At 71.3% G+C, this 23,327-nt stretch carries 24 protein-coding genes; 12 read left to right on the top strand and 12 right to left on the bottom strand.

Going from position 1 to position 23,327, the window contains the following annotated elements; genetic code table 11:
* Position 1: 1 nt before the first annotated feature.
* From ACP4E5_RS09040 to ACP4E5_RS09010, 7 genes are all read right to left on the bottom strand, one after another.
* Positions 2–2,035: a TerD family protein gene (locus tag ACP4E5_RS09040; protein WP_425826750.1), complete on the bottom strand. Its 2,034-nt coding sequence runs from the start codon at positions 2,033–2,035 to the stop codon at positions 2–4.
* Positions 2,036–2,233: 198 nt separating this feature from the next.
* Positions 2,234–2,449 (bottom strand): hypothetical protein, encoded by a 216-nt coding sequence (locus ACP4E5_RS09035; RefSeq protein ID WP_425826748.1) that lies wholly within the window; start codon positions 2,447–2,449, stop codon positions 2,234–2,236.
* Positions 2,446–3,999, bottom strand: coding sequence for an amidase (locus tag ACP4E5_RS09030; RefSeq protein ID WP_425826746.1), 1,554 nt, complete (start codon positions 3,997–3,999; stop codon positions 2,446–2,448). The genes ACP4E5_RS09035 and ACP4E5_RS09030 overlap by 4 nt, the downstream gene beginning before the upstream one ends.
* A 96-nt stretch (positions 4,000–4,095) precedes the next feature.
* The gene (locus ACP4E5_RS09025; RefSeq protein WP_425826744.1) at positions 4,096–4,869 is read right to left on the bottom strand and encodes a GntR family transcriptional regulator; all 774 of its coding nucleotides are present in this window, start codon (positions 4,867–4,869) and stop codon (positions 4,096–4,098) included.
* 116 nt (positions 4,870–4,985) lie between these two features.
* Complete coding sequence (locus tag ACP4E5_RS09020) at positions 4,986–5,612, bottom strand: cysteine hydrolase family protein (RefSeq protein ID WP_425826742.1); 627 nt, start codon at positions 5,610–5,612, stop codon at positions 4,986–4,988.
* Between the two features lie 213 nt (positions 5,613–5,825).
* Positions 5,826–6,251 carry a DUF4267 domain-containing protein gene (locus ACP4E5_RS09015; protein ID WP_425826740.1) on the bottom strand — a complete coding sequence of 142 codons (426 nt, stop codon included), beginning with the start codon at positions 6,249–6,251 and terminating at the stop codon, positions 5,826–5,828.
* Positions 6,252–6,325: 74 nt separating this feature from the next.
* Positions 6,326–6,772 carry an anthrone oxygenase family protein gene (locus ACP4E5_RS09010; RefSeq protein ID WP_425826738.1) on the bottom strand — a complete coding sequence of 149 codons (447 nt, stop codon included), beginning with the start codon at positions 6,770–6,772 and terminating at the stop codon, positions 6,326–6,328.
* 94 nt (positions 6,773–6,866) lie between these two features.
* Here ACP4E5_RS09010 and ACP4E5_RS09005 point away from each other — a divergent pair, with 94 nt between their 5' ends.
* Positions 6,867–7,445, top strand: a complete 579-nt coding sequence (locus ACP4E5_RS09005) for a TetR/AcrR family transcriptional regulator (RefSeq protein ID WP_425826736.1) — start codon at positions 6,867–6,869, stop codon at positions 7,443–7,445.
* A gap of 22 nt (positions 7,446–7,467) precedes the next feature.
* On the opposite strand, the gene ACP4E5_RS09000 is transcribed toward ACP4E5_RS09005, so the two are convergent.
* A complete protein-coding gene (locus tag ACP4E5_RS09000; RefSeq protein WP_425826734.1) occupies positions 7,468–8,598 on the bottom strand; it encodes a 5-methyltetrahydropteroyltriglutamate--homocysteine S-methyltransferase in 1,131 nt (376 codons plus the stop codon).
* Positions 8,599–8,995: 397 nt separating this feature from the next.
* Between ACP4E5_RS09000 and ACP4E5_RS08995 the strand changes: the two genes are divergently transcribed.
* The 3 genes from ACP4E5_RS08995 (at position 8,996) to ACP4E5_RS08985 (ending at position 11,854) form a co-directional block, all read left to right on the top strand.
* On the top strand, positions 8,996–10,267 hold the full coding sequence (locus tag ACP4E5_RS08995) for an MFS transporter (protein WP_425826732.1): 1,272 nt from the start codon (positions 8,996–8,998) through the stop codon (positions 10,265–10,267).
* 193 nt (positions 10,268–10,460) lie between these two features.
* Entirely contained in the window at positions 10,461–11,237 is a 777-nt protein-coding gene (locus ACP4E5_RS08990) for a class I SAM-dependent methyltransferase (RefSeq protein WP_425826730.1), read from the top strand.
* Positions 11,234–11,854, top strand: coding sequence for a TetR/AcrR family transcriptional regulator (locus ACP4E5_RS08985; protein ID WP_425826728.1), 621 nt, complete (start codon positions 11,234–11,236; stop codon positions 11,852–11,854). The genes ACP4E5_RS08990 and ACP4E5_RS08985 overlap by 4 nt, the downstream gene beginning before the upstream one ends.
* 118 nt (positions 11,855–11,972) lie before the next feature.
* On the opposite strand, the gene ACP4E5_RS08980 is transcribed toward ACP4E5_RS08985, so the two are convergent.
* A complete protein-coding gene (locus tag ACP4E5_RS08980) occupies positions 11,973–12,941 on the bottom strand; it encodes an NADP-dependent oxidoreductase (RefSeq protein ID WP_425826726.1) in 969 nt (322 codons plus the stop codon).
* An 80-nt stretch (positions 12,942–13,021) separates the two neighbouring features.
* On the opposite strand from ACP4E5_RS08980, the gene ACP4E5_RS08975 reads away from it, so the two are divergent.
* A complete protein-coding gene (locus tag ACP4E5_RS08975) occupies positions 13,022–13,609 on the top strand; it encodes a TetR/AcrR family transcriptional regulator (protein ID WP_425826724.1) in 588 nt (195 codons plus the stop codon).
* Between the two features lie 82 nt (positions 13,610–13,691).
* Here ACP4E5_RS08975 and ACP4E5_RS08970 read toward each other — a convergent pair whose 3' ends face one another.
* Entirely contained in the window at positions 13,692–15,281 is a 1,590-nt protein-coding gene (locus ACP4E5_RS08970) for a PH domain-containing protein (protein ID WP_425826722.1), read from the bottom strand.
* Between the two features lie 260 nt (positions 15,282–15,541).
* Between ACP4E5_RS08970 and ACP4E5_RS08965 the strand changes: the two genes are divergently transcribed.
* The 4 genes from ACP4E5_RS08965 to ACP4E5_RS08950 all read left to right on the top strand — a co-directional run bounded on the left by ACP4E5_RS08965 (position 15,542) and on the right by ACP4E5_RS08950 (position 18,086).
* The gene (locus tag ACP4E5_RS08965; protein ID WP_425826720.1) at positions 15,542–16,681 is read left to right on the top strand and encodes an inorganic phosphate transporter; all 1,140 of its coding nucleotides are present in this window, start codon (positions 15,542–15,544) and stop codon (positions 16,679–16,681) included.
* A gap of 27 nt (positions 16,682–16,708) precedes the next feature.
* Complete coding sequence (locus ACP4E5_RS08960) at positions 16,709–16,921, top strand: hypothetical protein (RefSeq protein ID WP_425826718.1); 213 nt, start codon at positions 16,709–16,711, stop codon at positions 16,919–16,921.
* Positions 16,922–17,276: 355 nt separating this feature from the next.
* On the top strand, positions 17,277–17,741 hold the full coding sequence (locus tag ACP4E5_RS08955; RefSeq protein WP_425826716.1) for a hypothetical protein: 465 nt from the start codon (positions 17,277–17,279) through the stop codon (positions 17,739–17,741).
* Between the two features lie 174 nt (positions 17,742–17,915).
* On the top strand, positions 17,916–18,086 hold the full coding sequence (locus ACP4E5_RS08950) for a hypothetical protein (RefSeq protein ID WP_425826714.1): 171 nt from the start codon (positions 17,916–17,918) through the stop codon (positions 18,084–18,086).
* 59 nt (positions 18,087–18,145) lie between these two features.
* On the opposite strand, the gene ACP4E5_RS08945 is transcribed toward ACP4E5_RS08950, so the two are convergent.
* Both ACP4E5_RS08945 and abc-f read right to left on the bottom strand, forming a co-directional pair.
* Positions 18,146–18,547: a contact-dependent growth inhibition system immunity protein gene (locus tag ACP4E5_RS08945; protein ID WP_425826712.1), complete on the bottom strand. Its 402-nt coding sequence runs from the start codon at positions 18,545–18,547 to the stop codon at positions 18,146–18,148.
* A gap of 138 nt (positions 18,548–18,685) precedes the next feature.
* Complete coding sequence (gene abc-f / locus ACP4E5_RS08940) at positions 18,686–20,344, bottom strand: ribosomal protection-like ABC-F family protein (protein WP_425826710.1); 1,659 nt, start codon at positions 20,342–20,344, stop codon at positions 18,686–18,688.
* Positions 20,345–20,593: 249 nt separating this feature from the next.
* Here abc-f and ACP4E5_RS08935 point away from each other — a divergent pair, with 249 nt between their 5' ends.
* The 3 genes from ACP4E5_RS08935 to ACP4E5_RS08925 are packed head-to-tail and all read left to right on the top strand — an operon-like array spanning position 20,594 to position 23,322.
* A complete protein-coding gene (locus ACP4E5_RS08935; RefSeq protein ID WP_425826708.1) occupies positions 20,594–20,791 on the top strand; it encodes a ferredoxin in 198 nt (65 codons plus the stop codon).
* 1 nt (position 20,792) lies between these two features.
* Complete coding sequence (locus ACP4E5_RS08930; protein ID WP_425826706.1) at positions 20,793–22,070, top strand: NAD(P)/FAD-dependent oxidoreductase; 1,278 nt, start codon at positions 20,793–20,795, stop codon at positions 22,068–22,070.
* Between the two features lie 13 nt (positions 22,071–22,083).
* Entirely contained in the window at positions 22,084–23,322 is a 1,239-nt protein-coding gene (locus ACP4E5_RS08925) for a cytochrome P450 (RefSeq protein ID WP_425826704.1), read from the top strand.
* Positions 23,323–23,327: the final 5 nt, after the last annotated feature.

The following is a 23,327-nucleotide window of genomic DNA, read 5'->3' as shown; positions in this document are numbered from 1 at the left end:
CCTACGCTTCCTGCTCCGCTTCCTCTACGACGTCGACCCCGTACCCGGTGACGAGCTCGAGAAGCCCGTGGTCGTACCCCTGGCCCACGGCGCGCAGGCGCCAACTGCCGTCGCGCCGGTAGATCTCGGTGAGGATGAGGGTGCGTTCGGTGGTGACGGCGTCCAGGGTGAACTCCGCGTACGGGTGGGCCCCGGCGTCGGGCGCGACCGTCACGGCGACGGGGCCGAGGTCGCCGAAGGTGGCGTCGCCGTCGAGGGCGGCGCAGATCGCGAGGCGGTGGACGGTCGGCGGGAGTTCGGCGAGCGCGAGGGTGACGGACTGCTCGCAGGGGCCGTCGGCGGCAAGGCGGACGGTTCCGTCGGGGTGCTCGGGCTGGCCGTAGAAGACGAAGTCCTCGTCGCGGGCCACCTGTTCGTCCTCGTCCAGGAGGAAGGCGACGATGTCGACTTCGATGCCGGGTGCGGGTGCGGGTGCGGGTGCGGGCGCGGGCGTGGTCGCGTCGTCGGGGACGGTCCACGACGCGTCGAGCTGGAGGTGTGCGGTGCCGGAGGGAAGGTCGAAGACACCTCCGCGGGGGAGCACCGTGGGTGCGGGCGTTGTTTTGTCGGTGGCGGTGACCATGTCGTCGGCGGTCGCGACGTCGCCGGTGAACCGGTCCAGCCAAGCGCCGTCCCGGACGGGGATGCCGAGTGTGCGGATGCGCGACATGCGGCTGTCCGCGTCGCCCTCCGCGAGGAGGAGCACGTCGGAGACACCGCGGGTGAGCCGAACCGCCGCGGCGGCGCCGAGCCCGACGAGGCGGGTGCGGACGGCGGCGGCTTCCTCGTGCTCACCGCCGAGGACGAGGACACGGCGCTGGGCCATGGGGCCGCGGGGCACGTAGGGGGCCGCCGGTCGGTTCGTCGGGGCGGGCGTCGGCTGCTGCGGGGCGGTCACGGGTGTGGCGAGTGGTTCGACGGTGGGTGGCTCCGGCGTCGCCTCGTGGCGCCGATCGGGCTGGGCGGGGACGGCCGCCGGGGTTGCCGGGGGCGCCGGGGCTGCCGTGGCCGACCCGGTCATCGTGTCGATCGCGCCGTCCCGCCGCACCCCCGCCTCGACGGTCCCGAGAAGGTCGAGGAAGTCCTTCTCCCCGACGCTCGGGACACCGAGGTCACGGGCTTTGCGGGCCTTCGACGTGAGGAGAAAGCCGCCGCCGACCGCGGTGTCGCCGACGACGACCAGGCTGGTGCGACCGGAGACGGAACTGGTGACATCGAGCCCGGCGGTGACAGCGCGGGCCGTCAGGTCCTCCCGGGCGAGTCCGGAGTCGCCGGTGAAGGCGACCTTCATGCCCTGGACGAGTCGTCCGCCGGCCGCCAACGGTCCCGGATTCCGGTAAGCGCAGGGGGTTTTGGGGATGCGTGGGCGGTAGTTGGCCGACTGGCGCGGCGGACAGGCGACGAAGGGCAGAGGCGCGTCCTGGCGCTTCGCCTCGGCCAGGGAGGCGCGGAGGACACCGGCGGTGACGCGCGTGTCGTCGAGGGCGTCGTGCGCGGCGACCTGGTCCAGGCCGTAGTACGCGGCCAGCGTTCCGAGCTTGTGGTCGCTGGTCGGCGTACCGAGCGCGCGGTTGAGGGCGAGCGTGCACAGCCGGGAGCGGGTGGGCAACGAGGAGCGGGCGAGGGCGAATTCGTGAGCGAGGAATTCGTAGTCGAAGTGGGCGTTGTGCGCGACGAAGACCCGCTCCTGGAGCAGGGCCCGGAGATCGTCGACGACATCTTCGAAGCGGGGAGAGCCCGCCAGCCGCTCCCGGGTGAGGCGGTGGACGTGGACGGGGCCCGGATCGACGCCCGGATCGAGGAGGGTCGCGTACTCCTGGAGCAGGTTGCCGTCACGGTCGAGGACGAGCACGGCGACGGACAGCACGCGGTCCTTCGCCGGCCGGAACCCCGACGTCTCGACGTCCACGACAGCCCACTGCCGACTGGCGGCCACGGCCGCGGCCCAAGTCCCCCCGGACCACGGGCCGCCCCCTGACAGTATGTCGTCCGACATGCCGCGCCCCCTCGTTCGTCGGGCCCGACGGCGTCCGATCCGGGTTCCGTCCGGCCCCCTGCGACGACTGGATACTCGATTAGGGGCGGCAGGGACAACAACGGGAGATGTCTCACTCCCTTGTCCCGCAGGGGATCCGAACGCCCGCGCGACGACTGGTCACTCGGTGTCGAGGAGCGGCTTCACCGGGCGTCCCTCTCACCCCCAGTCCACCAGCCGCGCCTCGGCCCTGAAGCGCACCGCCGGGTCCACGTAGCGGGCCTCCGGTACCGCGTACAGGGCCTCCACTCCGGCGCGGAACTGGGCGTGGGACACGGCGAGGGCCGCGATCTCCTCGTCGGACGCCGGGAGTTCAGCGGCGGCCAGAGCCGCCTTGATCTCCGCACGTGCCTCGTCCATCGTCGTCACACTCATACCGTTGCCCTCGTTCCCGTGGTGGTGGTGGTGGCGGCGGCGGCGGTGGTCGTCGTCGCCGTCGTCGTCGCTGCGGTCACCAGCGGTGCGACCCGCAGGTGCCAGTCGGTGTGCTGCTGGTAGGCGTCGGCCACGCGCAGCAGGGTCATCTCGTCGAAGGGGCGGCCCGCGAACGACACCGAGAGCGGCAGGCCGTCCTCGTTGTGGCCCATCGGGGCGGCGAGGACCGGGTTGCCGAGGCAGTCCCAGTAACCGGTGTGGATGTACGTGAACATCTCCATGACGTCGGCGCCGTGGTGCAGGTACGGCTCCAACCGCGGCGCGGGACGGGACGTCGTGGGGAACACCAGCACGTCCACCTCGTCGAGCAGGCGGGCCATGGCGTCCTGGGCGACCCGCCGTACCCGCTGCGCCTGTACGTAGTCGGCGCCGGTGACGAGGGCGCCGCGGGCCAGCATGGCGCGCGTGGCGGAGAAGTAGTCGGTCCAGCGGGTCACGGCGTCGGGGCGGTGATAGGCGAGGGCCTCGGAGGCCATGACGACGATGTCGGCGGTCACCATCTCGTTCCAGAGCGGCAGCGTCACCTCACGGGCCTCGGCCCCGAGACCGGTCAGGGTGGTGACGACCGCGTCGAAGGCGCCTTCCAGGGCGGGGTCCGCGGCGTCGGGGAAGTGGTTCTCGCGGACCACCCCGACCCGCACACCGGACAGCGCGGCAGGGCCGGACGCCCACGCGCCGGTCAGGAACGGGGCGTCGACGCAGTCGGGGTCGCTGGCGTGCGGACCCGCGATCACTTCAAGCACGGCGGCACAGTCGCGGGCGGAACGGGCCAGCGGGCCGATGTGGTCCAGGCTGTAACCGAGCGGTGCGCAGCCGGACTTGGGGACCCGGCCGAAGGTCGGCATCAGGCCGGTGACACCGCAGAACGCGGCGGGGATACGGATGCTGCCGCCGGTGTCGGTGCCGAGGCCCGCGAGGAACTGTCCGGAGGCCACACCATTGCCGGTGCCCGAACTCGAACCACCGGGCCAGGTGTCGGTGTCCCAGGGATTGCGCGGGATCGGGAACGGTTTCGCGGCGTCGGGCATGCCGACCGCGAACTCCATCGTGCTCACCTTGCCGGTGATCACCGCTCCGGCCGCGCGCAGCCGGGCGACGACGGGGGCGTCCCTGCCCTCGCCCCACTTGGGGTCCAGGACGAGGCTCTGGGCGGTGGTCGGGGCGTCGGCGGTGGCCAGGATGTCCTTGACGCCGAACGGGATGCCCTGGAGCGGCCCCCGGTCCACGCCCGCCGCGAAGTCACCGTCGGCGGCGTCCGCCGCGGCGAGCGCCTTCTCGTCGAGCCGGTGCAGGTAGGTGCCGAGCGTCGCGTCGAGGCGGTCCGCGCCGGCCAGCGCGGCCTCGGTCAGCTGCCGGCTGGTGACGGCGCCGGAGCGGAGGGCGGCGGCGGCTTCGGTGAGGGTCGCCGGAGTCGGCGGGGTCTGCGGAGACTCGGCCGTGACCGGCGTGATCACCGCACCGGCCGGTGTGTTGGTCGGGGCAAGGGGCATGACGTGGCTCTCCCATCGGTTGTTTCAGGGAAGGGATGGTGAGGAGTTCTCGGGATGGCGAGGAGTTCGGGGCTTGCTGGGCGCAGGCGCGCGCCGCTATGCGAGCGGCAGGCCGGGCAGGTCCGCGGAGCGCGCGCGGGAGACGAAGCGGAAACGGTCGGCCCGGATCTGGATGAACGCCACGTTGAACGCCCGCCCGGCCGGGTCGTAGATGGCCTGCTCCATGGAGATCAGCGGGGTGCCGTCGGCGACGCCGAGCGTCCGGGACGTGATCGGGTCGGCCAGCGCGCCGTCGATGACGAACTCCGACTCGCCGAGCACGACGCCCGCCTCGTCGAGCAGCGCGTACCAGTGCGAGGTGAACGGGGTCCCGGTCAGCCGCTCCGCCTCCGGGAACAGCACGTAGTTGGTGGCCAGGGCGTGCGGCTCTTCGCCGAGCAGGGACACGTACTCCAGGCGCAGACAGGGCTCCCCGGCCCGGATGTCGAGGCGGTGTGCGACGAGCGTCGGGGCGGGGACGACCGAGCGGTCCAGGACGCGTGGCCGCAGGCCGTTGCTGAAGATGCTGCCCCGCGACGGGCGGACGGCGCCGTGCGCCTCGGCGAGCTGCGTGGTCACCGAGGTGAACAGGGCCTGGGTGCCGACGCCCTGCACGCGTTCGATCAGGCCGTCCCGGCGCAGCAGCGCCAGCGCCTCGCGCACGGTGGCGCGGGTGACGCCGTGCGCCGCCATCAGCGAGGCCTCGCTGGGCAGTTGACCGTCCGGATAGGCGTCACCGAGCACGGCGGCGCGGAGCAGATCCCGCAGCCGCCGGATGTCGTGGTCCCGGGCCAGCTCCCGACGGCCGTGCCCGGACGCTCGGCCTGCCATGGAGGCGGAGCGTAGGTGCGGCATGTTTCGGCCGGATGTCCCGGGCATCAGCGGGAGGTGAGCCGGAGCCGGATCCGGCACGTACATGGCCGCGACCGGCGCGTACGCGGTGGTGCTCACGCCGCCCTGCTCTCTTGAGCGCGTCCCGCGCCCGCGCCCACGGGCCCGAACTCCCGCGCCGCACTGCTGACCGTGCAGAACCCGTACTCGACAAGGGCCTCAAGCGCGATGTCGTGCAGCCGGGGCGTGCGGGCCGCACAGCAGTCGCCGAGCAACGTCACCTCGTAGTCCCGCATGAAGGCCGAGCGGACCGTCGACTCCACGCAGACGTTGGTGACGACGCCGGTGAACACCAGCTCGGTGGCGCCGAGTCCGCGCAACAGCGGGTCGAGCGAGGTCCACAGGAAGGCGTCGAACCTGGCCTTGTCGACGACCAAGTCGGCGTCGCCGCAACCGAGTTCGTCGATGACGGCGGCGTCCCAGGAGCCGGCGGCGAGGGCGGACACCTCGGCGAGCCGCGGTCCTGCCGCGCTCAGATTCGGCCCCTCGTCGGCGCGGCCCGGACGGTACACGTGGCGGGTGAAGACCACCGGCATGCCCTGCGCGCGGGCTCCGGCGACGGCGCGTACGGTGCCGTCGACCGCACGGTCGACGTCGGCGAGGCCCATGCCCAGCGAGGGCAGGGAGCCCTCCGGGTGGCAGAAGCCGTTCTGCATGTCGATCACCATCAGTACGCGGCTCATCGGGCGGCCTCCTGGGACTCGTGGGACGTCTGGCACTCGTCGGGTGGCCGAGACGCTAGGGAGGCCGTGTTGCGAGCGGATGCCGCGCGTGATGCGCCCGGTTACGCCGGATCGCAGGTCACGGGCGCGTCCGTGACCTGCGGCTTTCCGGAACCGTTCGGGCGTTGCGCCGAATTGGGCGGCGTTCGGCCCGCAACGGTTCGACGGTGTGCGTCAGGCGGGCTGCGGGGCCGGCGCCGCGGGAGCGGCGGCGACGGTGCGGGTCTCGCGCAGGAGCAGCAGACCGTTGACCACCATCAGGGTCGCGGTCAGGGCGTGGACGCCCAACGCGGTGGCCACGGAGCCGTGGTGGGCCAGCACGTTGGCCATGTCGCCGTACGCGGCGAAGGCCTCGACCACCAACAGCCAGCCCAGCGCCCGGCGGTGGCCCGTGACCAGCAGGATGCCGAGGCCCAGGGCCATGATGACGTCGCGGATTCCCTTGACGATCAGGAAGCCGCCGCCGTCGCCGGACGGCCAGCTCGGCAGGCCGAAGGTCGGCGCCGTCGTCTCCGGGCTCACGATGAACTCCGTCCCGAACCAGAGGATGAAGAGAACGAAAGCGGCGGCCAGGACGGTGTTGAACTTCTTCAGCGACATGGTGCGTCTCCTTGTGTGTCTTCGTCTGTGTCTATGGCTGCGTCTGCGTCTGCGTCGGCTAGGTGAGGGGAGGGTCAGATGAGGGCGGCGGCCAGCACGGCGAAGGCGGCGATGAGGATGGCGACGCGGACGTAGTGCAGGCGGTCCCAGCGGTTCACCTGCTGCCTCCAGTCGGCGGGGCGGTTCTCGGGGGTCCAGGCCTTGACCCGGTTGTTGATCGGGACGAGCAGCAGGACCGACATCAGCACCGTGACGATCAGCAGTGCGGCGGCGGCGATGAGGAGGCCGGTGCCGGGGTCGCCCCATGTGGCGATCGCGCAGACGGCGATGAGGATGAAGGAGCCGATGTACCAGAAGGGCATGACGGCTCCGCCGAGGCGGCCCCCGTGGGCGCGGCCGAGTTGATTGCTGTCCTCCGGGAGGGAGTTGAGGATCGGGTTGACGAAGGAGGGGACGGCGAACTCCACCCCCACCATCACGCCGAAGACCACGGTGGTGACGATCTCAAGTGCGTCGAGCATGACGATGACCTCTCCAGTGATCTAGCGCTGCTAGCTGATGGGTCAACGCTAGCGCTACTGCCGCTCGGTTGTCTAGCGGTGCTAGCATGGATTCATGTCGGTCAAAGAACGCAAGGAGCGTGAGCGGGCGGGCCGCGAGCGCCTCATCGTGGCGACGGCCCGCGAACTCGCGGAGCAACAGGGCTGGGACGCGGTCACCACGCGCCGGCTCGCCGAGCGCATCGAGTACAGCCAGCCCGTCCTCTACAGCCACTTCCGGGGCAAACGCGAAATCATCGGAGCCGTCGCCCTAGAGGGCGCCACGGAGCTGGCCGCGGCGCTGCGGGCCGCGACCGCCGCCGCGGACGGCCCGCGTGAGCGGGTGACCGCTCTGGCCCTCGGCTACCTCGACTTCGCCGCCCGCAACCCGGCGGTCTACGACGCCCTGTTCCAACTCGACGGCGGCCTGGCCTACGCGCAGGAGGACACCCCGGAGCCACTCAAGGACGGCTTCGCCGCGCTGCTTGAGTGTCTGGGCGAGGTGGCAGGGGACGGCGTCCACCCGGGGTTCTTCACCGAGGTGTTCTGGGCGTCCCTGCACGGCCTGGTGACGCTGACCCGGGCGGGACGGCTGCCGCCGGAGCACACCGAGTGGAGGGTGGAACTGCTGGTGGACCGGCTCGCCGTGCTCTGAGCCGGTCCACCAGCACGTGTCATCAGACCCCGCCCCACACCTCCTCCGCCGTCTCCACGATGAGGCGCAGCTTGGCCAGTTGGTCCTCGGCGGTGAGCTTGTTGCCCTCGACGGTGGAGGAGAAGCCGCACTGCGGGGACAGGGACAGCTGATCGATGTCGATGTACCGCGCGGCCTCCTCGATGCGCCGCTTCAGGGCGTCCTTGTCCTCCAACTGCGGCCGCTTGGTGGTCACGAGGCCGAGGACGACTTGCTTGCCCTTGGGTACGTAGCGCAGCGGGGCGAAGCCGCCGGAGCGGTCGTCGTCGTACTCCAGGAAGAAGCCGTCGACGTCGAGGTCGCCGAAGACCGCCTCGGCGATGAAGTCGTAACTGCCCGAAGCGGCCCAGGAGGAGGCGAAGTTGCCGCGGCACATGTGGGTGGTGACACGAAGGTCGTCGGGGCGTCCCGCGAGCGCCCGGTTGATGTTCGCGATGTACGTCTCGTGCTGGTGCTCCGCGTCGCCGCCGATGGACGCGACGTAGGAACGCTGCTCGGGGTCGTTCAGGTACGCGAGCGAGGTGTCGTCCAACTGCAGGTAACGGCAGCCCAGTTCGTGCACGCCGCGGATCTGGGCCGCGTAGGCGTCGGTGAGGTCGGACCAGAAGGCGTCGAGGTCGGGGTAGACGGATGTGTCGATCGCGGCGCGGCCCCCGCGGTAGTGGACCATGCTCGGCGAGGGGATGGTCAGCTTCGGGGTGACACCCTCGGCGACGGTGTCGCGCAGGAAGGTGAAGGCGTCGGCGAAGATGGTGCGCTCCAGTGTCACCTTGCCGTCGATACGGGTGGAGGGCGGCGCGAACTCGATGTCACCGTCCTCGTTGTGGAAGCGGACGTGCAGCGACTCGTCCTCGACGCGCCGCACACCGCCGAGGGCGTAGATGAAGTCCATGTGCCACGAGGCGCGGCGGAACTCGCCGTCGGTGGCGCTGCGCAGCCCCGCCTCCTTCTGCATCGCGACCACTTCACGGACCGCCGCGTCCTCGGCGGCGGCGAGCGCGGCATCGTCGATCTTCCCCGCGGCGTGCTGCTCGCGGGCCTGTAGCAGCGCGGCCGGGCGCAGCAGGCTGCCGACGTGGTCGGCGCGGAACGGGGGCTGGGTGGTGGCTGCCATGGCGGGACATCCTTTCCTCGGCTACGGCCAACACTCTCACCCGAATCATTGCGTCCCTCAACCATTTTGACGGGGATCGCCCGAGCCCGGCGGCGGTGCGGCCCCGCGCGCCACGTCTGGCATTCTTGTCCGTTGGCCCTGACAGGCGCACCACCCGGGTGTGGGCTGCGGTTTAGATCAATTCAAACCATTGATTCGCTGAAATTTGTCATTCATGCTGTGTTCGGCGCCGTCACGGATCTTGGCCAGGGATCCCCGTCACTGCTGCCACGTACCGCGCCTCCCAGCACCCCAGGAGACAGCTTTGAGTTCTGCCGTGCACACCCCGCCTCCTGACGGGATACGGCCGTCCCGGCACACACGCGCCGCGGAACCGTTCACGAGATTCCACTTGAAGGTGACCGCCACCACGTTCGGGGCGAACTTCTCGGACGGCTACGCCCTGGGAGTCATCGGCGCGGCGCTGCCCATCCTGGACGCCACGATGGGCCTGTCCGGCGTGTGGTCGGGGCTGCTGGGCGCGTCGGCGCTGATCGGGCTCTTCCTCGGAAGCATTCTGCTCGGCTCGGTGGCGGACAGGATCGGCCGGCAGCGGCTCTACCTGTACAACTTCGTCCTCATCACGATCGCCTCTGCGCTACAGATGTGGGCCACCGACCCGGCGTCACTCTTCGCGCTGCGTCTGCTCATCGGGTTCGGCCTCGGCGCCGACTACGCGGTCGGCCCGACACTCCTGTCGGAGTTCGCGCCGCAGCGACTGCGCGGACTGCTGCTCGGCTCGCTCACCGTACTGTGGACGGTCGGCTACGTGATGGCGAACGTCTTCGGCGCCCTCGTCCCCGCCACCGACCAGGCCGCACACCTCCTGCTCGCCAGCGGCTCACTGCCCGCGCTCCTCGTGCTGGTCGTACGGATCGGCATCCCCGAGTCGCCGAGCTGGCTGGCCACCCAGGGCCGCTACAAGGAAGCGGCCGAGATCCGCCGCAAGTTCCTCAAGCAGGACGTCGACCCGGAGGCCGTGCCGCCGGCCGTCAAGCAGGACACCCTGGACACCCCCAAGGTCCGCTACCGGGCCCTGTTCGCCCCCGGGCAGGCCACCAAGACGTGGTTCGGGATCATCTTCTACAGCGCCCAGGTACTTCCCTACTTCGCGATCTACACCTTCACCGCGCAGATCCTCGGGACGCTGAACATCGGCGACACCACCATGCAGAACATCGTCATCGACGTGGCCCTGCTCTGCGGCGGAGTGCTCGGGCTGTGGCCGATGATGCGCATGGGGCGCCGCCCCTTCACCATCCACAGCTTCCTGATCCTGGCGATCGCGCTCGGCGCCATGGCCGTGCTCAGCGACATGGGCAGCTGGGCCCTGATGATCCCGTTCGTCGTCTACACCTTCGTCATGGCCGGCGCGTCGAACATCACCCAGGTCTACCCGGCCGAGCTGTTCCCGACGGCGATGCGCGCCTCGGGAGTCGGCCTGCTCAACGGCACCAGCCGCATCGCCTCCGCCCTCGGAACCTTCCTGCTCCCCGTCAGCCTGGACGCCCTCGGCGTCAGCTGGACGATGGCCTGGATGACCCTCGTCCTGCTCGCGGGCTGGGCGGTGAGCCTCGCCTGGGCGCCGGAGACCCGGGACACCCTGACCGCCGAGGATTGGCACCACTGACGCAGGGCGCCGCCCGACGCAACCTCCAAGAGAAGATCACGCAAGTGCGGCGGTTATTGGTCTATCGGCCAAGCATTAGCCAAGGTACTGGGCTATTTGCCGTCGCACATGCAAGATGGAGGGTGTTGTGCGGGCGGCGGCGGTCGCCGTCCCGAGCCGCCGCCCCGCCACGGGCCGTCCAGTGAGGTCAGGGATGACGATTCGCTCCGACGACGGCAGCGGCGGGGGCCTCGACCATCGCGCCATCGGCGCCGGACACGCGTCCATCCGCCGCCCCGACGAACGCATCGCCCGCGTCGTGGCCGCGGCGCTCGGCGACGCACGGTCCGTCCTCAACGTGGGCGCGGGCATCGGGGCGTACGAGTCCAGGGCACACACGACCACTGCGGTCGAGCCGTCCCTGGCCATGCGCGCCCAGCGGCCCGCCGAACTCGTCACCGCCATCGACGCCGTCGCCGAGGACCTTCCCTTCCCGGACCGGCAGTTCGACGCGGCGATGACACTGTTCAGCGTCCACCAGTGGTCCGACATCGACGCCGGACTGCGGGAGATGCGCCGCGTCACCGACGGCCCCGTCGTCGTCCTCACATGTGACCCGGCGAAGGTGCGCGACTTCTGGCTCTACGAGTACGCCCCGGACGTTCTGGAGGCCGAGGCCCGCCGCTACCCGTCGTTGGGCCGGGTCACCGCCGCGCTCGGCGGGAACGCCAAGATCCAGCCGGTGCCCGTCCCGCTGGACTGCACCGACGGCTTCAACGAGGCCTACTACGGCCGCCCCGAACTCCTCCTCGACCCCGCCGCCCGGCAGCCCGGTTCGGCGTGGAGCTTCATCGACGACCGCGCCCGCCAGGAGTTCGACCACTGCCTGCGCCGGGCCCTGGGTTCCGGCGCCTGGGACGAAGCCTTCGGCCACCTCCGCCACCGACCCGCGTACGAAGGCTCCCTCGTCCTCGTCCGCGCCACCCCGTGACCGCGCCGCAAAATGTTCGCCCGAGTCCAGGCCGAACGACGCCGCCCCGCCGCCAAACGGCGCGCTGCGACGCCGAGGACAACCGCTGCCGCATCATCGAGACGGCACGCACGGTCTTCGCCGGCACGCCGGAGGCCTCCCTCCAGTCCATCGCGAAGGCGGCCGGTGTCGGCCAGGGAACCCTGTACCGCAATTTCCCCCACCGCGAGGCACTGCTCCTCGCCGTCTACGCCAACGACGTCGAGACACTCATCGACGCCGCCCCGCTCCTCCTCGCGGACCGCGAGCCCATGGCCGCGCTGAGGTCCTGGCTCGGACGACTGGCCGCATACGGCGGCAACGGCCACCCGGCGTCCCAGGCCGTCGAGGCCGCGACCCGCGCGGACGTCGGCGACCGCCACTACCGGCTGATGGCCGCGGCACTGGACCAGATACTCGCCGCCTGCCACGACACCGAACAGATACGCCCCGACGCCAGAGCCGAAGAGATCCTCCTGCTCGTGTCATTCCTGTGGAAGTCCGACAGCGCCCCCGACGCACAGCAACGCACCGAACGCCTCCTGTCCATCGTCACGGACGGCCTGCGCGCCCCGGCACCGCGTGGCGCAGGAGCGTGATGGCCGGCGGACCGGTGGCCGCCACGCGCATCATCGCCGTCAGCTCGGCCGGGCCCGCCCGCGAAGCGGTAGCCATGGGCCGTGTCGACGCCGATGCCAGTGGCGGTGGCGCCTGCGCTCAGGGTTGAGGCGCAAGGTCGATCACGACCTTGCCGCGGACGTGTCGGGCCGCCTGGAGTTCGACGGCCGCGCGGATGTCCTCGATGGGGAAGGTCTCCGCGATGGGTACGCGCAGGCTGCCGGCTGCGACGAGGCGCGCGATGTGTTCGAGGGCGTCGGGCCCGGCGTTGGCGCCGTTGGCGGCAGGGATCCCGTCGACCTGGCCGGCGATGGTGCAGATGCGACCGTCCGGCACCCCCAACTCGCGAGCGACATGCACCGTGTCCGAGCCGTGCAGGTCCAGCGCCGCGGTGACGGGGCCCGCACCGAGGTCGCGGACCCGGTCGGCCAGTCCCTCGCCGTACGCGACCGGTTCCGCGCCGAGGCTTCGCAGATACTCCGCCGACGACGGCGAGCCCGTCCCGATGACTCGCGCCCCCGCGATCCGCGCCAACTGGACGGCGAACACGCCGACCCCGCCGCCCGCGCCGCCGATCAGCACCGTGTCGTCCGGGCCGAGGTCGATGACATCGAGAGCCGCGGCCGCGGTGCTGCCCGCGATCGAGAGTGTGGCGGCGGTGCGGTCGTCGACGCCGTCCGGGGTGTGGTGGGCGACGCCGCTCACGATGTTCCCGTCCGCGTCGAGGACGATGTGGTCGGCGATCGCCCGGGACAGGGCCGTCCCGAACACGCGGTCGCCGACCGCGTAGCCGCTCGCGCCCGCACCGACCTGGTCGACGACCCCGGCGTAGTCGGTCCCGAACCCGGCGGGCAGGCTCAGGCCGAACCGGGTCGCGGTCTCGTCGTCCGAGGTCATGACCCAGTCCATCGGGTTCAGCCCGGCCGCCGTCACCCGCACACGGATCTGCCCGTCGCCCGCCTGCGGCTCGGGCACGTCCTGGACGGTCAGTACCTCCGGTCCGCCGAACGATTCGAGCCGGACCGCCCTGCTCGCGCCGTCCCGAAGCCCGTTCTGGTGCTGCTGCATGTCGTACCCGTTTCCTCGCGTTCGTGGAGCACCCCTGAAACGGACTATGCTCCGGTTATCAGATCCACCATAACCGGAGCGTGATCCGTTTGCCGACCGACAAGCCGCGGGCGACCCGGGCCGATGCCGCCCGCAACCGCGAACAGCTGCTCGGCGTCGCCACGCGCGTGCTCGCCTCGCCGGGCGCGGAGACGTCGATGCGTGCCATCGCCCGCGAGGCCGGCGTCGGCATCGGGACGCTCTATCGCCACTTCCCGACCCGCGAGTCCCTGGTGGAGGCCGTCTACCGTGACCAGGTCGTCCGCCTCACGAACGGCGCCCGCGACCTGCTCGCCGACGTGGCCCCGGCCGTCGCGCTGCGGCGCTGGATGGACCTGTTCGGCGACTGGATCGCGACGAAGAACGGCATGCTCGACACGCTGCTGACGATGATCGAGTCCGATGTCGTCGGCCACGCCAGGACCAGGGACGAACTCCTGGCCGCGATAGCGTCGGTCCTCGACGCGGGTCGGACCGCGGGAGACCTCCGGCCCGATGTCACCGCGGAGGAGGTCGCGGCGGCCCTGATCGGGATCTTCACCGTCGCGCACCAGAGCGGCCCCGCGGTCACGGCCGATCGACTTCTCGACATCCTCCTCGACGGCCTTCGCCCGCCTGGGCGTCCGTGAGCGTGAGCCGGCTATGCGCCGAGGCAGTCCCTCGGCTTCTTCGGCTGGCTCGACTCGCTCGGCCCGCTCGACGTAGACACGCTCACAGCCCGAGCGCCTGGAGTACGCGCGCGAGTTCTCGGCGCGGAGCGGCGAGGCGGACGGTTCTGGGGCCGTCTGCGTGGCTGGTGTCGTCGAGCTCGGCTATGTGCCAGTTCGCCGGCACGACGTCCTGGTCCGATCCGCGGGGGCTGCGGATCTCGCGCAGGGCGAGGCGGTGGCCCGGGATGGGGCGGGCCGCGAACCGGCCGGGGCCGGAGTGGGGGACGACGGCGGGTGGTTCGCCGCCGCCGATGACGATGTGCGTGCCGAAGCGGTGCGGGTTGTAGTCGGTGGCGTCGAGGAAGCGGGCGGGGAGGAAGACCTCGTCCGTCTCCGTGCCCATGGCGTCGGAGGGTGCGGCCCGCTCCGGCGCGAACGGGCCGGGACGGGTCGCATGCCAGGACCAGGCGAGCAGGGCGAGACTCGCGGCGGTGCCGGCGGCTGCCCAGAGGAGGGAGACACGGTCCGTGGGAAAGGCCGTCGGGTTCCGGTAGGCGAGAGGCGCCAGCCACAGGGCGGTCGCGACGAGCGTGACACCGTACGGGGTCGCCCGCGCCAGGACCGTATCGACCGGGAGGTGGCGCGCGCGGCGGCGGATGAGCAGCCGGGCGGCCGGATAGCCGGCACCCAGCGCCAGGAGGGAGGCCAGGACGGCGAGCTCGCCGGGGCCCGAGAAGTGCTCGCGCCACGTGTGCCTTTCCCCCGCGGCGATCCTGATCTGCCGCTTCCAGACGGTGAGTTCGACGCGGTCGCCGGGACGGAAGGCCTGCGCCGCCTCCCTGTCCACCGACAGTCGTTCCAGCGGGCGCTGCCGGGTGAAGTACAGCCAGCTCTGACTGCGTGACCCGCCGGGGTCGGTGCGGGCGATCACCGCGTCGATCGTCGAGCGGCAGTCGGTACGGTCCGCGGCCGGTGTCTCGGCGGTGCACGGGGCGGAGGCGTTCCAGGAGCGGAGTTCGGAGTCGGCGTGGGGGATGTACACGGCGGTGCCCAGGGCGCCGGCGCCGAGCAGCACGCACAGGAGGGCCGATGTCCACCTGCTGTGGCCCCGGGTGCCGAGGCCGACGACGGCGAGATGTTCGGTGGCCGGGTCGCCGTAGCGGTGGTGCAGGGAGCGCAGGGCGTCGACGTACTCGGCGAAGCGGTCGTCGGTCCTGCCGGCGCTCATGGGCAGCGGCAGGAGGCGGGTGCGGCCGCTGGTGAGGGCCAGTTGGAGGCGGTCCACGTTGGACGACTTGCCCTGTTGGACGTACACGTCGAGGCGGGCGATCTCGGGCCAGCGGTACGTCCGCCGCCGCAGCGGGGTCCGGACGTGCAGGCCGGCTTCGTCCGCACGGACACGGCACAGTGCGACGCGGGCCATGAGGAGCGCCACCAGACCGAGGGCGAAGGCCGTGCAAGCCGCGATGATCAGGAGCGCGTCGGGCTGGTCGCCGTGCCGATCGCGGGCTCCGGGGACTTGCACGCGGACGGCGATGAGCGCGACGACGGCAACCGTCGCGACAGTCAGGCCCGTGATCCCCCATCGCACCGCGCGGCCCCCGTAGCCGAGTTCCACACCTCCCTCGACATCACGCAGCGTGAATCCCATGCCCGAGATCATTTCACGCGCGCTTCACATTCAGGTATAGGCGGTCAACGACTGATCTCCCGCTGTCCGCCCGGCAGTTCCTGCCGTCGGGTCGTGAGTCATGACTTCATCGGGACTCAAGTCCCGACGGGTTCGCCGCGCCGACGGGGGACGAGCCGGGCGCCGCGGGGGAAGGACGGATCCGCGAAGGTCCCGCGGGCTACGCCTTTAATATCCGCATATTCCCCTTTCGTTCACCTTGAATTCGTAGCTTCCTCGGCATGGACAACCTGATGTTCCTCGTGACGATGGTCGTGCTCATGGCGCTCGCCTTCGACTTCACGAACGGCTTCCACGACACGGCCAACGCCGTCGCGCCCTCGATCGCCAGCGGCGCGCTCTCCCCGAAGGCCGCCGTCGGCATCTCCGCGGCCTGCAACTTCATCGGCGCCTTCCTCTCGGTCGAGGTCGCGCAGACCATCTCCGGCGGCATCATCAACGAGAGCGCCGGCATCCAGCCGGAAGTGGTGCTCGCGGCGCTCACCGGGGCGATCAGCTGGAACCTGATCACCTGGCTGCGGGGCATACCCTCCAGCTCCTCGCACGCCCTGTACGGGGGTCTGATCGGCGCCACCCTGGTGGCCGTCGGCACGTCCGGGGTGAACGGAGGCGTGGTCGTCGCCAAGATCCTCGTCCCGATGATCGTGGCCCCGTTCGTGGCGGGCGCGGCCTCCTGGTTCGCCACCCGCATCACCGACAAGATCGCCAAGAAGGGCGACGAGGCGACCAACCGGCGCGGCTACCGCGCGGGGCAGGTCGCCTCCGCCGGTCTGGTCTCCCTGGCGCACGGCACCAACGACGCGCAGAAGACCATGGGCGTCATCACCCTGACCCTGGTCACCGCGGGGCAGCTGCCCTCCGGCTCGGCGCCGCCCACCTGGGTCATCGCCGCCGCGGGCCTGGCGCTCGCGCTCGGCACGTACTCCGGTGGCTGGCGCATCATCAAGACGATGGGCAAGGACATCACCGAGCTGTCCGACGCCCAGGCCGCCTCCTCCCAGACCGCGTCGGCCGCCGTCATCCTCGCCTCCTCCAACCTGGGCTTCGGCCTCTCGACGACCCAGGTCTGCACCGGATCCGTCACCGGCGCGGGGCTCGGCCGCAAGGGCGGCAGGGTCAACTGGCCGATGCTGCGCACCATGTCCGCGACCTGGCTGATCACCCTGCCCGCCGCCGCGGTCGTCGGCGGCGTCGCCGAGCTGATCGTCGAGCAGGGGCTGTGGGGCCAGTTGCTCGCGGTGGCCGGCACGATCGCCGTCGGCCTGTACGTACGGGTGGCAGCGCGCCGCGACAAGGTCACCGCCGACAGCCTCGACGCCACGACCACCGGCTCTCCCGCTCCCGCGGCCCAGGCCGCCTGACACCTCCCCAGACACAGGAGACACATCATGGGTATCGACTGGGCCGCCCTCGCGCTCGTCTTCCTCGTCGCGGTCGGCATCACCGCGATCCTGCTCGCCCTGTTCACCATGGGCATGGTCGCCGTGTCCCGCGCCCGCACGGCACACGGCGGCGGCGCCACCGCGACCCGCGGCGCCGCGTACCTGTGCTTCGCGGCCTGCGGCGGCGCGGCCCTGTACGCGCTCACCCTGGTGTCCTGACGGGCTCCGCTGCGGCCAGGTCCACGCCTACTCGCGCCGTCTTCGCCGGCGGCGGAACGAGGGCCGCGCGGGGCTCGCTCGCCGTCACCCGCCGGTTCGGGCGGCGGACCGCGTGGACCACCTGCTCCGCCGTACGCAGGCCCAGATTCAGCGGCCGCAGGGCCCACCGTTCCGTGCGGGCGTCCCAGGAGGGTGCCGTAGCGGAGGCACAGTGATTGTCCGCAACGGCACCGGCCGCCCGCGGATCGATCAGGATCCGAGAAGTCAGGCGGCGGCGCTGGACGTAGCGTGAAGACGTCGCCGGGAAGTCCGGCACCGGTGGTCCACAGCCGGACGACATCATCAGGAGGACGCAATGGCGTACGCCGTCGACTTCAAGGACGTGTCCACCGTCGGCCTGGAGTCGTCTCCGGTGACGGAGGCGCTCGCGGGGCTGCGTGCCAACGAGGCGCGTTACTTCAAGAACAAGTACGACCACGAGTTCACCGTCCGGCCCGCGAGCGAGGCGTCGGAGGTTGTCGACTGGGTGACCCGCATCCTCTCCGAGGAGCGCGACATCGTCATCTCCGCGCGCCCGCTGGAGGCGACATCCTTCGAGGTGGACGGGCTTCGAATGGCTTACGTCTTCTACGAGTCCGGCCTGGCGATCAACGTGATGTACGGCATCGAGAACGGATCGAAGCGCGCGGTGGGGTTCAAGCTCTCGCAAGGCATGGACGTCCCCGAGGAACTGGAGTCGAAGTTCAAGTTCGCGCGCCAGAAGTCGAAGCTGGCCGGCGAGATCCGTGGCTCCTTCTTCGTGATCAAGGGCGAGTACTGAGCGCCGTCCCGCGGTGCCGGTGCCCCTGCGATCCGACGATCGGAGGACGATCGCAGCCGATCGGTTGATGCCGGGAGGCAGGTGGGCCGCCGATGATTGGGGTATCGACATCATCTCGCTCGCGCACGTGATTCCCGGCGAGTGAGGTGCGGTACGGCCGACTAAGGAGACAACATGGGTCTCTTCTCTCGAATGCACGAGCGAACTGCCCGGAAGATGGACGAGTCACGCACGAAGGCCTATGAGAAGGCCCGCGCGCGGGGCGCCACGGAGCAGGACGCGATCGCCGCGGGCGAGCGAGCCGCGCGGCGCCGCCGTCGTGCGCGCCGGTCGATGCCCATGTAGCGCGGTCCAAGCGGGGAGCCCGGCGGGCGGGGTGTTTCACCACACGCGGCCCGCCAGAGTCAGCGGTTCACCGCGGCACGGAACCGGGCGATGCGCTCGGGCAGCGGAGCGAAGAGGTCCTCCGGTGGAACGGATGCCGCGATCCGCGCTACTTCGGTGGCCATGTCCTCGTGACGCGCCCAGAAGTCCACCGGAACCTCCAGTACAGATCCCAAGAGGTCCCCCGGGTAGTAGTCGCCTTCGGCGAGTGGGGCCTCACGCAGGAGCGTCACAGCGCGTGGGACCAGCACCTCAAGGCCGATGTCCTGGCTGATGAGCAGGCGCAGGCTCTCGGCGTCCAGTGCGCCGATCGGCTCTTGGCGCAGCGCATGGGCGGTCCGCACCATCCTGCTGTCGTCGTCGCTGGGGGCGGGCCAGGGGGCACCCTCGATCTGTTCGAGGGAGAGTTCCAGGTGGGTCATTCCTGACTCCGATGGGTCGTGAAGTGGGCGGTTCGGATGGTCGTCACCTGGTCCTTGGTCCTTGGTACGTACTGCTCGGAGGGGTCGAGCAGGGGACGAGCCGGACCGGGGTAGCGCCTGCCCCCGGCCCGCGCCGGGTCAGCGTCTGCCGCCCGCGTGCAGGTCCAGGTGCTCGGCCTCGAAGCTCGTGCGGAAGTCGCGGTCGTGTGAGACCGCGACCACCGCCCCGGGGTACGCCGCGAGGGCCGACTGGAGGTCCTCGGCCAGGTCGACCGCGATGTGGTTGGTCGGCTCGTCGAGGATGAGGAGGTCTGCGGGGCGGGTCACCAGGGTCGCGATCTGAAGCCGCCGCTGTTGTCCTACGGACAGGGTGGCGACCGGGACGTACAGATCCTGTTCGCGGAACAGGCCCAGGGACAGGAGCTGTTCGGCGTACTCGTCCGGCGGCCCGGGCCGCCCGGAGGCGAACGCGGCGAGCAGCGGCAGACGCGTGGCGTGCGCGGGAAGTTCCTGGGCGAGGTAGCCGATGCGAGCAGGGCGGCGCGCCGTGCCCGCGTCCGGCTGGAGGTCGCCCGCCAGAACGCGAAGCAGCGTCGACTTGCCCGCGCCGTTCTCGCCCGTGACGAGGAGGCGCCCTCCGGGCTCGATCGACAGGAGCCCGTCGAGGCGCAGCCGTTCCCCGACCCGTACGTTGTCGAGCTCGGCGAGCGCGCCCTGGGCCGGGGCGCAGGCCGCCGACGACAGGGCCGTCGTGAACCGGAGTGGCACCGGCGGCTTGGCCACCGGGTCGCGCCGCAGCCGGTCCAGGCGCTCCCGCACCGAGCGCACCTGCCCGCCGAGCTTCGCCTCGCTGGAGCGGCGGTGCTTGCCGAAACCCTGCTTCGGATCGCGGCCGGTACCGGCGAGCCGCCGGCCGGCGGACTCCAGCAGCTCTTCCGCACGGGCCACTTCCTCGACCCAGTCCGCGTACCGCTGCTCCGCTCCGCGCCGGGCGGCGGCCTTCGCGGCGCGGTAGCCGGCCCACCCGTCGCCGTACCGGCGCACGGTGCGCTCGTCCCGGTCGACCTCGAGGATCGTCGTGGCGACGCGCTCCAGGAAGCCGCGGTCGTGCGTGACCGCGATGACGGTGCCGCGGTGCGCGCGCAGGTGTTGCTCCAGCCAGCGCACGGCGGACGCGTCGAGGTGGTTCGTCGGTTCGTCCAGGAGCAGGAGTTCGGGGGAGGCGGCCAGGACGCAGGCGAGCGCGAGGCGCGACTGCTCGCCGCCGGACATCGAGCCGAGCGTGCGCTCCCGGGTGATGCGGGCGAGGCCGAGCCCGTGCATGGCGGCTTCCACGCGGGCGTCCGCCTCGTATCCGCCGCGTTCCTCGTAGGCGATCAACTGCTCGCCGTACGCGGCGAGTTCGTCGTCCGACGCGTCGGCGAGGGACTCCTCTGCGGCACGGAGTTCTCGTTCCATGGCGCGGAGTTCGGCCAGGGCGAGGTCGACGGCGTCCTGGACGGTGCGGTCGGCGCCGAGGTCGAGGGTCTGGGCGAGGTGGCCGGTTCCGCCGGGGAAGTGGACGGTGATCTCCCCGGCGTCCGGCGTCTCGGCCGTGGCGAGCAGCCGCAGCAAGGTGGACTTGCCGGAGCCGTTCTCTCCGATGACGGCGGCCCTCTCGCCGGGCCGGACGGTGAAGGACACCTGATCGAGGACGGTACGGGTGCCGTACGACTTGGTGACGGACCTGACGGACAGTTGCGCCACGGCGGGAGCGGGGGCGGTGGTGGACAGGCCGGTGTGAGCGCGATCGCGCATAGAGCTTTTCCCTGGGCGTGCGAAGGGTCGACGGGCAGCAGAAACGGCGGCAGGGGCCGTGCCCGGACTCAGACGAAGAAAAGGAAAGCCATGCCCTCACCATAACAAGACGAACCGTCTCGCCTCAACACCTGCGCTTGGCCGAATCGCTAACCTTGTACGTGTCAGGTGACAGTCGTAAGGTGATGCTTCCGGGATCGACGGGCCGACGGAGGCCCGCCGAAAGTGATCACTGAAAGGTCGAGTGACGTGAAGATCACTGTTGATGAACCGAAGTGCTGCGGAGCGGGCCAGTGCGTGCTGGTCGCCCCGGAGGTGTTCGACCAGCGCGACGAGGACGGCATCGTGCTCCTCCTCGACGCGACGCCCCCGCAGGAGCAGCACGCCGCGGTTCGTGAAGCGGCGCAGGTGTGCCCCGCCGCCGCGATCGCCGTCGAGGAGGGCTGAGGTGCCGGCCGGGCCGGAGCCGCGCAGGATCGTCGTGGTCGGCGGTTCGGCCGCGGGGCTCGCGGTCGCGGAGGAGGTGCGGCGCCGCGGGTTCGGCGGCGAGGTGGTCCTGGTCGACCGGGAGCCCGGTCTGCCGTACGACCGGCCGCCGCTGTCCAAGCAGTTGCTGGCGGGGGAGTGGGAGGTCGAGCGGCTGCTGCTGCGCCCGCAGGAGCAGTGGTCGTCCCTGGGCGTCACCCACATACCCGACACCGACGCCGTGGGTGTCGACGCGGCCACGTCCACGGTGACGCTCGCCGACGGCAAGGAGCTGGCGTACGACGCACTGGTCGTCGCCACCGGCGCCCAGGCCGTCCATCCGCCGTCCCTGGGCGCCGAGTTGTCCGGTGTGCAGGTGCTGCGGAACCTGCCGGACGCGCTCCGGCTGAGGGACGTGCTGAGGCAGGGCGGGCGGCTCGTCGTGGTGGGTGCCGGCTTCGTCGGCGCGGAGGCCGCGGCGGTGGCCCGGGGCATGGGTGTGCCGGTGACCCTGGTGGATCCGCTGCCCCTGCCCATGGTCAACGTGCTGGGCGAGGAGGTGGCGCGCATGGTCGAGTCCCGCCACCGCGCCGCCGGTGTCGATCTGCGCTGCGGCCGGGGAGTCGGCAAGGTCCTCGCCGAGGACGGCCGGGCCACCGCGGTGGTGCTCGACGACGGAACCGTCGTCGAGGCGTCCACCGTCCTCGTCGCGGTCGGGGCCCGCCCGGCCGTCGGCTGGCTCGACGGGTCCGGCGTGCCGCTCGGCAGCCGAGAACGCGACGGCGTCGAAGGTGTGTTGTGCGACGCGCGCGGCCAGGCCACGGAGAACATCTGGGCCGTCGGTGACGTGGCGGCCTGGCTCGATCCGGCCACCGACCGGCACGTCCGCAGCGAGCACCGGCTCGCCGCCACCGAGCAGGGCCGCTCCGTCGGCGCCGCCCTCATGGGCGCCGAGCCGAGCGCACCCTCGCTGCCCTACTTCTGGTCCGACCAGTACGACCTGAAGCTCCAGTCCTACGGGGCGACCGGCCGGGACATGGCATTCACGGTCGTCGAGGGATCGCTGGACGAGGGCCGATTCGTCGGCGTCTACGGCCACCGCGACGCCGAGGGACATCCGCACCGGATCGACGGCGTACTGGGCAACAGAATGGCCCGCTCCCTGCGCACTTGGCGCCAGGCCGTGATCGACCGTGCCCCCTGGCCCGCCGCCACCCCCACGGCCGCGGCCCGCACCACCGCACAAGCACCGGCTCTCTGACCGAGGAAGACACATGACGACCACCGCATCCGAGACGTCCACACCCGCCGGGGACGCACCGTTCTTCCCGGCCGAGCGGAGCTGCCCGTTCAGCGCGCCGCCGAAGTACACCGAGTTCCGGGAGGCCGGCGGCCTGCACAAGGTCACCATCTGGGACGGCTCCCAGCACTGGCTGGCCACCCGGCACGAGGACATCCGCGCCGTGCTGTCCAGCCCGGCCTTCAGCGCCGACGTCCGCAAGCCCGGCTTCCCGCTGGTCCACGAGGGACAGGACGAGCACCAGGGCGGCCTGTTCCTGCGCCTGGACGACCCCGAGCACGCGCGGCTGCGGCAGATGCTCACCAAGGAGTTCAGCGTCAAGCGCACCCAGGCGATGCGCGAGAAACTCCTTGAGATCACGGACGAGTTGATCGACGCGATGCTCGCCAAGGGCGGCCCCGTCGACCTCATCAAGGAATTCGCCCTCCCGATGCCCTCCCTCGCCATCTGCCTGATCCTCGGCGTCCCCTACGAGGACCACGAGCTCTTCCAGGAGCACGCGAACGCGGGCACGGACCTGGACGTCAGCCCCGAGGAACGCGGGCGGCTCCAGCGCAAGGCGTTCGAGTACTACACGGCGCTCGTCGAGCGAAAGCGCCGCGAGCCCGCCGACGACATGGTCAGCCGCCTCATCGCCGACCGCACCGGGCCCGACGGCTTCGCGCCGGAGATGCTGCCCAGCCTGGTCGCCATCCTGGTCGGGGCCGGCCACGAGACCACGGCGAACATGCTCGGCCTCGGCACCGTGGCCCTGCTGCTCAACCCCGAGCAGCGCGAACGGCTGCGCGAGCACCCCGAGTTGGCCCCCGGCACCGCCGAGGAGATGCTGCGGTACTGGAGCATCGTCTCCACCGACCCGCGGCGAGTGGCGACCGAGGACGTGGAGATCGGCGGGCAACTCGTCCGCGAGGGCGAGGGAGTCATCGTCTCCCTGGTCGCCGGCAACCGGGATGCGCGTGCTTTTGGCAGTGGTGAGGGCGAGTGCCCGGTGGACCACGTGGACATCGGCCGCAAGGCCCGCCACCACGTGGCCTTCGGCTTCGGCTCCCACCAGTGCCTGGGCCAGAACCTGGCACGCGTCGAGATGCAGGTCGCCTGGCCCCGGCTCTTCGAACGCATCCCCGGCCTGAAGCTCGCCGTCCCCGAGGGCGAACTGCCCTTCAAGAAGAACTCCATCGTCTACGGCCTCAAGTCCCTCCCGGTCACCTGGTGAACGCC

Origin of the sequence: Streptomyces fractus (assembly GCF_049844455.1) — a bacterium.
GTDB lineage: Bacteria > Actinomycetota > Actinomycetes > Streptomycetales > Streptomycetaceae > Streptomyces > Streptomyces fractus.
This window is presented reverse-complemented; position numbering and strand designations above follow the sequence as displayed.